Consider the following 10,000-nt stretch of genomic DNA (forward strand, 5'->3'; position numbering starts at 1 on the left):
TGGATACTTTAAGCCAGCTGCAACAGCATTTTAGTGGCGACAACTATAGCCAGGATTTCGTCCAGCTCAAACACTTACTGGCTAATATGGGCGTCAGCATCCCTACCCTGTACAAACAATACAGTGAACTGACTGAACCTGGCGGTGTACGTTTTCTGGCTTTTGGTGTTGACCCTGACTTTGCAGACTGCGTCGACGGTCTGGTATTGGTTGACATGACCAAGCTAAAAGACAATAAAAAAGCACGCTATATCTCCTGATGTCTGATTCAAAAGAGGCAGAAGCCATATTGCCAATGCCTCTTTTAAGTTAGCCTCGCTGCATTTGTTTGTTTTATATCAATAAAAGCCCTATATAAACTAAGGGTTTATCAGAAGAATTGATCTGGGGCAAAGTTTCACCGCACCAGAAGCGCAGAATGACGCCAGTTTCTCAAGCTAAGGATCATTCTGATGAAAACAAGCTATAAAACAATTGCATCCCTGTTATTCGCTGCCTCTGCGGCTCCAGCTCTGGCGAGCTGGTCTGTCAATGTAGGCGCAATTTCCGTGTTACCACAGGACTCTAGCAGCCATCTTAATGTGGTAGAAACAGTAGCGGGTTTACCGGCAAAGTCTACCGAAGTGGCCGTCGACAATAATACCCAACTGGGTATCACTGTTGACTACCAACTGACCAAAAACTGGACCATTGAACTGATAGCGGCCACTCCCTTTAAGCATGACGTTCAGGTAAAAGGCTCAGCTATAGATGGCTTACCGCTAGGCAGTACTAAACATTTACCACCCACTTTATTAGCACAGTACCATTTTGATCTGGGCGACAGCAGATTTGATCCCTTTGTAGGCCTGGGTCTGAACTACACCAACTTCTTCCAGGAAGACGTATCTGGCGAGTTAGTCAGTACCTTACAGGCGTTAAATGTCACTGATGCAAATGACAGAGTGGAACTGAAGTTAAAAGACTCCTGGGGTCTGGCGATGCAGGCAGGGGTGAACGTGAAGCTGGCCGATCAGTGGAGTGCTCATCTGATGCTAAGCAAAATGGACATAGACACCGAAGGCAGGGTTTTGGTTAATGGTACCAGTATTCAGTCCGTTGACGTCACTATAGACCCTTATGTCTGGATGATAGGCGCCCGTTATTCTTTCTAATCGTCAGGCAATTACAGCCCTTCTGAATAGTGCGGAGCAGGTCAGAAGGGCTTCTTCATGAAGCCACAGCTAATTTATCTAAATACAATTGTGGCAAATTAAATTGAATTCCAATAGACAAGCCACGTTCTTCCAATCTGGAATTTCGCACTTCCCCCTGAATTTGCTGATCAATTCCATTCTTATTACATTTGATGTGCAGAATGACAGGTGCAAGATTCACTTTGCTTCCCTGATGCGATGGATCAAATAAAAAACGACAACCGCCACTGGAGACATCAATCACATGCCCCTGAAAACTGCGTGCATTTTGCACCACTTCCAGATTAAGTCTGACTGAAGCCGGAATAAAAATACTATTACGTCTTTCATTGCGTAAAGCACGGCGTTGTATAGCAGCAGGAAAACTAATAACAGCCAGTTTATCCGGGAAACGGGTAAGTTGTAGTAATTCAGATTTAAATGCAAAACACTCACCCACTGAATCTTCGACTAAAAAACGACAGACTACAGCAAGGCCATTAATGAAAAACCTGTCCGGTAACGTATCATCATCCACCCGGAACAGCACATATTTTCCCGCTTTATACCCTACCAGCTCACAGCTGCAACGACTTTTGCGTTGATCTAATAACTCCAAGTCAAAGCGCTGTCCTATTTTGACATGGGACAGCCACTCTTTATTGTCATGCTGTTCAGAACTAACGGCTACTTCCATACCTTATCCTTTAGGCTACACCGACCTCATGTCGGATATCTCACTTAAACGGGTGACGAACAGAACAGTAGTTAGTTTGTAAAAAAATGTTTCTAGGATCAAGAAAAAAATGAAAAAATCTGCACAGCAAACATTATTTAATCGTCGAATTAAAAAAATCGCTACAAAAACAACAAAACCTGCCAAAGCAGGTCTTGTTTATTTCATTTTTGCGCTGTTAGCCTAACCAGACTCGGGCATTACGGAACATCCGCATCCACGGACTGTCTTCCTGCCACTCATCCGGGTGCCAGCTGTTGGCCACAGTACGGAACACACGCTCTGGGTGAGGCATCATGATAGTGACACGACCATCAGTGGTCGTTAACGAGGTGATACCCAGCGGTGAACCATTTGGATTTGAAGGATATTGAGTCGTTACGTTGCCATAGTTATCGACAAAACGTAACGCTACTGTGCCACTTTGATCCGCGGCTTGCAGTGCTGCTTGTGAAGCAAACTCTGCATGACCTTCGCCGTGGGACACTGCGATAGGCATACGGGAACCTGCCATGCCTTTAAAGAATAAAGAGGCACTTTCCTGTACTTCCACCAGGCTGAAACGTGCTTCAAAACGCTCTGACTTGTTACGGACGAAACGTGGCCATAAATCAGCACCAGGGATCAGGCTCTTCAGATTCGACATCATCTGACAACCGTTACAGACCCCTAAGCTAAATGTGCTTTCACGTTCAAAAAACGCCGCAAATTCAGCGCGGGCTTTGTCGTTAAATAACACAGACTTAGCCCAGCCTTCACCTGCACCTAATACGTCACCGTAAGAGAAGCCACCACACGCCACCAGACCGTTAAACTCAGCTAAAGAGCGACGACCTGACAAAATGTCGCTCATATGCACGTCAACTGCATTAAAGCCAGCTCTGTTGTACGCAGCAGCCATTTCAACATGAGAGTTTACGCCTTGCTCACGCAGAATCGCGACTTTAGGCTGAACGCCTTTAAGGATATAAGGAGCTGCTACATCTTCGTTCAGGTCAAAGCTTAATTTTGCATTTAAGCCTGGATCTGTAACATCAGCCTTCGCTACAAATTCCTGTAAAGCACCTTCAGGGTTATCACGCATCAATTGCATTTGATAGGTGGTTTCAGCCCAGATAGTACGTAAAGTAGTGCGGCTGTTGCTGTAGACTAACTGATCGCCACGGCTAATCTGAATTTGATCATCGCTGGTCACTTCACCTAATAAATGTGCCACAGCAGATAAATTATGTTGAGCCAAAATCGCCTGCACTACAGGTAAATCACTGTTTGCGACCTGCAGTACTGCGCCTAACTCTTCGCTAAACAACACAGCCAGGTTATCAGTACCTAACGTTTGAATGTCAACTTTAACACCAGCTTTACCAGCAAATGCCATTTCAGCCAGCGTGACAAACAGACCACCGTCAGACCTATCGTGGTACGCCAGTAATTTCTGCTGGGCCACTAAAGCCTGCACAGCCTGATAGAAGTTCATCAGTAATTCAGGGCTTTCCAGATCCGGCGCTGTCTGGCCTAACTGCTTATAGACCTGAGCTAAACAGGAGGCGCCTAAACGGTTGGCACCCTGACCTAAATCCAACAGGATCAGGCTGCTGGCACCTTTGTCCGTGCGCAGCTGAGGTGTCACAGTACGGCGTACATCTTCAACACGGGCAAAAGCTGTGATAATCAAGGATAAAGGTGAGGTTACTGTTTTCTGTTCACCATCCTGTTGCCAGCTGGTTTTCATCGACATCGAGTCTTTACCTACAGGGATAGTTAATCCCATCGCAGGACATAACTCTTCACCTATGGCCTTAACAGCCTGATACAAGCCAGCGTCTTCACCAGGGTGACCTGCAGCAGACATCCAGTTCGCCGACAGTTTGATATGTTTAATATCACCAATCTGAGTAGCAGCAATGTTGGTAATAGCTTCAGCGACAGCTAAACGGGCAGAAGCCGCGAAGTCTAATAAAGCCACAGGCGTACGTTCACCCATCGACATGGCTTCGCCATGATAGGTATCGTAAGACGCTGCAGTTACACCGCAGTTCGCTACCGGCACCTGCCAAGGGCCAACCATCTGGTCACGCGCCACTAAACCTGTGACTGTGCGATCGCCAATAGTGATCAGGAAGGTTTTTTCAGCAATAGTAGGTAAACGTAATAAACGCTCAGCCGCATCGGCCACTGTCACGCCATTCAGGTCTAAGGCTTTACCTTCGGTGACCTGAGATTTCACATCACGGTGCATTTTAGGTGCTTTGCCCAGCAGCACGTTCAGCGGTAAATCAATAGGTGTATTACCAAAATGCTGGTCTGACAGGGTCAGGTGGTGTTCCGCTGTGGCTTCACCCACTACAGCATAAGGTGCACGTTCCCGTTTACAAATCTCTTCAAACACAGCCATTTTGTCAGCTGGGATCGCCATCACATAACGTTCTTGTGATTCGTTACACCAGATTTCCAGTGGCGACATACCTGGCTCGTCGTTAGGCACGTTACGTAATTCGAACTTACCACCCACACCACCATCGTTGACCAGTTCAGGGAAGGCGTTGGATAAACCACCTGCTCCTACGTCATGGATAAAACAAATTGGGTTTTTATCACCCAACTGCCAGCAGCGGTCGATCACTTCCTGACAACGGCGTTCAATTTCAGGGTTTTCACGTTGTACAGAAGCAAAATCTAAATCTTCAGCCGACTGGCCTGAAGCCATAGAAGAGGCCGCACCACCACCTAAACCAATGTTCATCGCCGGACCACCCAGCACCACTAACTTGGCGCCAACAGGCATTTGGCCTTTTTGTACGTGTTCAGCACGGATATTACCCATACCACCGGCAATCATAATAGGTTTGTGGTAACCACGAACTTCCTCGCCATTGTGGCTTGGCACTTTTTCTTCGTAAGTACGGAAGTAACCCAGAATATTAGGGCGACCAAATTCGTTGTTAAAGGCAGCACCACCTAATGGACCTTCAGTCATGATGTCTAAAGCAGTGACTATACGGTCTGGTTTACCAAAATCAGTTTCCCACGGCTGTTCAAAACCAGGGATCCGTAAGTTCGATACGGAGAAACCTGATAAGCCGGCTTTTGGCTTGGCGCCTACACCAGTAGCACCTTCGTCGCGGATTTCACCACCAGAACCTGTAGCTGCACCTGGGAATGGAGAAATAGCTGTTGGGTGGTTGTGAGTTTCTACTTTCATCAACACATGAATATCTTCATGGTTGTAGCCGTATTCCTGCGTATCAGCAGATGGGAAAAAACGACCAGCTTTTGAGCCAGTCATGACAGCGGCATTGTCTTTGTAGGCAGACAATACATGATCCGGTGTTTTTTCGAAGGTATTTTTGATCATTTTAAACAGCGACTTCGGCTGTTGTTCGCCATCTATGGTCCAGTCGGCGTTAAAAATCTTATGACGGCAGTGCTCAGAGTTGGCCTGCGCAAACATGTAAAGCTCAATATCATTTGGGTTACGGCCCAACTGATTAAAATTCGTCACCAGATAATCGATTTCATCGTCTGCTAAGGCCAGACCCATATCGATATTGGCTTTAACTAAAGCTTCACGGCCGCCGGAGATGATGTCGACCGAGCTTAAAGGCGCTGGTTCAGCTTTATGGAACAATGCTGAAGCTTGTTCAAACTCGCTGAACACCACTTCCATCATGCGATCGTGTACTAAGCCTTTTAACTGCTGCAGTTGAGCTTCAGTTAATGAAGCGCTGGTCTGCACATAATAAGCCACACCACGCTCTAAACGTTTGACCTGACTCAGGCCACAGTTTTTAGCAATATCAGTCGCTTTGGAAGACCAGGGAGAAATAGTGCCAGGGCGTGGCGTCACCAGTAACAATAAACCTTCTGGTGTATGGCTGACGATAGTAGGTCCGTAAGTCAGCAATTTGCTTAAAGTGCTCTGTTGTTCAGCCGACAATTCGCTGCTTAAATCAGCAAAATGCATATATTCGGCATACACACCATGAACTGGCAAACTGGCTTTAACACAAAGATCAATGAACTTCTGAACTCTAAACTCGGACAGTGCAGGTGCACCACGCAGGATCAACATAGGTTTTTTTTCCGTTGGTTGAGCGACAATGGAACCCAAAATCAGGCGCCGCATTATAAAGAAAAAACGTCTGTAATGGTATGAATAAGATCTGACGACATGCAGGAATTTTGGTATAAATGGCGCTCTTTCATATTCAAGGCATAACCGAATGATTCGATTTGGTATTTTAGGAGCTGTGTTAACAGCAGTTGTTTCTTGTACTCCGGTACAGGAACCTGTTCAGCTTCATCAAATTTATCAAAGAGATAGCATTCGTGTTGGTATTTTAAACAGTCCGACCAGCTATTATGTCGGCGCTGACGGTCCTACAGGTTATGACTATGAACTCTCAGTCGCTCTGGCTGAGAAATTAGGTGTTGAACTGGAGTTGTTTCCCAGTTATCAACGCGAAGAGTTATTACAAAAACTGGATTCCGGTCAAGTCGATTATATAGCCGGTGGTCTGGCGGTTACCGAAAGCCGTAAACAAAAATATCGTATAGCGCCGGCTTATTTATGGCGTAACGAAGTTTTGGTGTACCGCAAGGGACAGAAAAAGCCATCCAGCTTTAAAGACCTCAAAGAACCGATTTTGGTACCTAAGGATAGTTCGCTGGCTGAAACTCTAAGTACCTTGCAAAAAGATCATCCACAATTGCAATGGCAGGAAAGTGAATCTGAAGATGCCGACGAACTGCTACAACAAGTCGAAGACGGCAAAATTCCATATACCTTAGTCGACTCGAATTTATTGGCGGTCAATCAACGTTTTTTTCCAAACTTAACAGTAGCTTTTAAAGTGAAAGAGCAACAGCCAGTGGCCTGGTTGCTGAACAAAAAAGCAGACGATTCCTTTTGGGCTGTACTGATTGAGTTTTTTGGTCAGAACTATCAATCCGGTGATTTGCTGAGTCTGGAAGATAAGTACTTTGGTCATATCAGGCGTTTTGATTATGTGGCGACGCTCGATTACATCAAAGCAATTGAAAAAGATTTACCCCGTTACCAACATTTGTTTGAAAAATATGCAGGCAATTTTGACTGGCGCTTATTAGCCGCCATTGGTTATCAGGAATCGAATTGGAAACCTGATGCGCGCAGCTCTACTGGTGTCGTCGGTATGATGATGCTGACCGTAGGAACAGCGCAGACTATGGGTGTTAGCAGCAGACTGGATCCAGCTCAGAGCATCAAAGGTGGTGCTAAATACCTGCAACGTATGGTGGAGCGCATTCCTGAACGGATCCCAATGCCTGACCGTCTATGGTTTGCTATAGCTGCCTATAACATAGGCTGGGGGCATGTCGAAAGTGCCAGGGTTTTAACGGAGCGTGACGGCGCGAATCCGGACCAGTGGCATGAAGTGAAACAACGCCTGCCTTTATTGCAACAAAAACGTTATTACCAAAATACTAAGCTGGGCTATGCCCGGGGGGCTCAGGCAGTTTATTACGTTGAAAACGTGCGCCGCTTTTACGACACGCTGTTATGGGTTGATGAAAAAAGAAAAACCGAGCAAAGGTTAGATCAACAAAAGCAGAGGCTTAACGAACAGTTTGGTGATAAAGCGGTAAACTCAGCGGAAAAGTCAGGGAACACCGCCACTCCCGGCCCCAAGTAATCCGGAGTTGTAACTGCATCGCTAAGCTTTTATATTAGCGAAATTAAATTGGAGTCATCTATGTTAAAACGTAAAAAGCCTAAAATGCTGCGCAAGCGGCGATTAATGGATGTTGCATCCAGCAGAAGAAGAGTCAGTCGTAATATGACGATGCTGAAGTTAAACAGACGTCGCCGTTCTTTTCAGTCTATCCAGGATTTAGCTGGTTCTACCGACCTTATTGCTTAAGGTGCCCTTCCGGAATACTTTGTTGTTTTTCTTGCTGTTTTAAAGCTTTTTGTTCAGCTCTGCGCTTACGGAAAAAATCGGAGAGTTTATCTGCACATTGTTGTGCTAACAGACCATCCTGCACCTCAAGTTGATGATTCAGCACCGGATGGCGCACTATATCGAGCACAGAACCGGCAGCACCAGTTTTTGCGTCTTTAGCACCGAACACCAGCCTTTTTACTCTGCTGTGCACCAACAAACCAGCGCACATAGCGCAGGGCTCTAAAGTAACGTACAAGGTGCAGTCAATCAGGCGGTAATTACCAATTTTCTCTGCCGCCTGCCGGATAGCAATCATCTCAGCATGTGCGGAAGGATCATTCAATTGGATCGACTGATTCCAGCCTTCGCCCAGCACCAGACCATCTTTGACCAGCACAGCACCTACCGGAATTTCGCCACTTTGTTCAGCCTTATCGGCCAGTTGCAAGGCATATTGCATCCAGTGTAAATCTTTGTCTGCTATCATCTTTGCCTCTTATCTTACCGCTGAATCTGGCGAATTTTACCAGCTCTGGTTAAGCTTTTGACTATCTTTTAGTTTTTTTGTTACAAATGAACTGAGGCGAAAATAGCTAACACTTTGATAATGAATCAAATAATGATTATGGTATAGCAATTGCTTAACCAGTACTGCATTTAACTTATACAGAGGGACTATCATGGGAGTATTTGACGTAGGCTTTATCGCAGTCTTAGGCGCTTTTGCCTATGCATTTTATGAAAACCACAATAAAACTAAAATTAAGTTGCAACAGTCATCAGCCAGCGGCGATGAGCTTCGTCAGCAAATTGAACAGCTGAAACAACGGGTTGCTACACTAGAGACTATAGTGACAGATAAATCCTATCAATTGAAACACGAAATCAATAAGCTGTAAAAAGCGAAAGAGGCAGATTAAATCTGCCCCTTGTCTACCCCATCGACCTAAAGCTGCGGCTTCAAGTACGAAGGGTCTACCCAAAGTAATTGGAGTTGCAGCCAGGCGACAAGTGTTCGAGACCCAAGGAGCATAGCTATCCTATGTGACTTGGGCGAGAACACGCAGTCAACAACGTTGCGGCTTCAAGTACGAAGGGGAGATTATTCCCACTCAATAGTTGCTGGCGGCTTACCTGATATGTCATACACCACGCGGGAAATACCGTTCACTTCATTGATTATGCGATTTGAGATCTGACCTAACAGCTCATAAGGCAAGTGTGCCCAGTGTGCCGTCATAAAATCTATTGTCTCTACAGCGCGGATAGACACAACCCAGTCGTATTTACGGCCATCGCCCATTACGCCGACAGATTTCACTGGCAGGAATACAGTAAAAGCCTGACTAACTTTGTCATACCAGCCTGAATTACGCAGCTCTTCGATAAAAATCGCGTCGGCTTTGCGTAATAAATCGCAGTATTCTTTTTTCACTTCACCTAATACACGCACACCTAAACCCGGGCCTGGAAATGGGTGACGGTACAGCATGTCGTATGGCAAACCTAAAGCCAAACCTACTTTACGCACTTCGTCTTTAAACAGCTCACGCAGCGGCTCCACTAAACCCATTTTCATATCCGCAGGTAAACCACCGACGTTATGGTGCGACTTAATCACATGAGCTTTACCGGTTTTAGAAGCGGCAGATTCAATCACGTCAGGGTAAATAGTACCCTGAGCTAACCACTTAGCATTGGTCAGTTTTTTCGCTTCTTCGTCAAAAACCTCAACAAAAACGCGGCCGATAATTTTACGTTTGGCTTCAGGTTCTGACACACCTTTTAAGGCATCCAGGAAGCGGTCTTCGGCTTTGACATGGATAATGTTCAGACCAAAATGATCACCAAACATATCCATCACCTGAGCGCCTTCGTTTAAACGCAGTAAGCCGTTATCGACGAAGACACAAGTCAGGTTTTTGCCAATGGCACGGTGTAACAGCATGGCGACCACTGAAGAGTCGACCCCACCTGATAAACCTAAAATTACCTGATCATCACCAACCTGCTTTTTGATGTTAACAATGGCGTCATCAATGATGGTGGCTGGCGTCCAGAGTTTTTCACAACCACAGATATCCACCACAAACTGCTCTAACATGCGCAGGCCCTGACGTGTGTGAGTCACTTCAGGGTGGAACTGTACGCCATAGAACTGG

General features: G+C 45.9%; 8 protein-coding genes and 1 pseudogene. 5 read left to right on the plus strand and 4 right to left on the minus strand.

The window, feature by feature from the left end; translation table 11 throughout:
• Both LDL40_RS03275 and LDL40_RS03280 read left to right on the plus strand, forming a co-directional pair.
• A pseudogene (locus tag LDL40_RS03275) lies at positions 1-260 on the plus strand (GNAT family N-acetyltransferase); the annotation flags it as partial.
• Positions 261-452: 192 nt separating this feature from the next.
• Entirely contained in the window at positions 453-1,154 is a 702-nt protein-coding gene (locus tag LDL40_RS03280; RefSeq protein WP_300993668.1) for an OmpW family protein, read from the plus strand.
• Between the two features lie 55 nt (positions 1,155-1,209).
• Here the strand turns inward: LDL40_RS03280 and LDL40_RS03285 are convergent, their stop codons facing one another.
• Together LDL40_RS03285 and purL are read right to left on the minus strand one after the other, a co-directional pair.
• Positions 1,210-1,872: a PilZ domain-containing protein gene (locus LDL40_RS03285; protein WP_300993669.1), complete on the minus strand. Its 663-nt coding sequence runs from the start codon at positions 1,870-1,872 to the stop codon at positions 1,210-1,212.
• Between the two features lie 217 nt (positions 1,873-2,089).
• Positions 2,090-5,983: a phosphoribosylformylglycinamidine synthase gene (purL, locus tag LDL40_RS03290; protein ID WP_300993670.1), complete on the minus strand. Its 3,894-nt coding sequence runs from the start codon at positions 5,981-5,983 to the stop codon at positions 2,090-2,092.
• A 151-nt stretch (positions 5,984-6,134) separates the two neighbouring features.
• Here purL and mltF point away from each other — a divergent pair, with 151 nt between their 5' ends.
• Both mltF and LDL40_RS03300 read left to right on the plus strand, forming a co-directional pair.
• Entirely contained in the window at positions 6,135-7,586 is a 1,452-nt protein-coding gene (mltF, locus tag LDL40_RS03295; RefSeq protein WP_300993672.1) for a membrane-bound lytic murein transglycosylase MltF, read from the plus strand.
• A 60-nt stretch (positions 7,587-7,646) separates the two neighbouring features.
• Entirely contained in the window at positions 7,647-7,814 is a 168-nt protein-coding gene (locus tag LDL40_RS03300; RefSeq protein ID WP_300993673.1) for a hypothetical protein, read from the plus strand.
• Here the strand turns inward: LDL40_RS03300 and tadA are convergent.
• Positions 7,804-8,325, minus strand: coding sequence for a tRNA adenosine(34) deaminase TadA (tadA, locus tag LDL40_RS03305; RefSeq protein ID WP_300993674.1), 522 nt, complete (start codon positions 8,323-8,325; stop codon positions 7,804-7,806). The genes LDL40_RS03300 and tadA overlap by 11 nt on opposite strands.
• Positions 8,326-8,518: 193 nt before the next feature.
• Between tadA and LDL40_RS03310 the strand changes: the two genes are divergently transcribed.
• Positions 8,519-8,737: a hypothetical protein gene (locus tag LDL40_RS03310; RefSeq protein ID WP_233081293.1), complete on the plus strand. Its 219-nt coding sequence runs from the start codon at positions 8,519-8,521 to the stop codon at positions 8,735-8,737.
• A gap of 203 nt (positions 8,738-8,940) precedes the next feature.
• On the opposite strand, the gene guaA is transcribed toward LDL40_RS03310, so the two are convergent.
• On the minus strand, positions 8,941-10,000 hold a 1,060-nt coding region (gene guaA / locus LDL40_RS03315), incomplete at its 5' end, for a glutamine-hydrolyzing GMP synthase (protein ID WP_300993675.1).

This window comes from Rheinheimera sp., assembly GCF_020217005.1.
Taxonomy (GTDB): domain Bacteria; phylum Pseudomonadota; class Gammaproteobacteria; order Enterobacterales; family Alteromonadaceae; genus Pararheinheimera.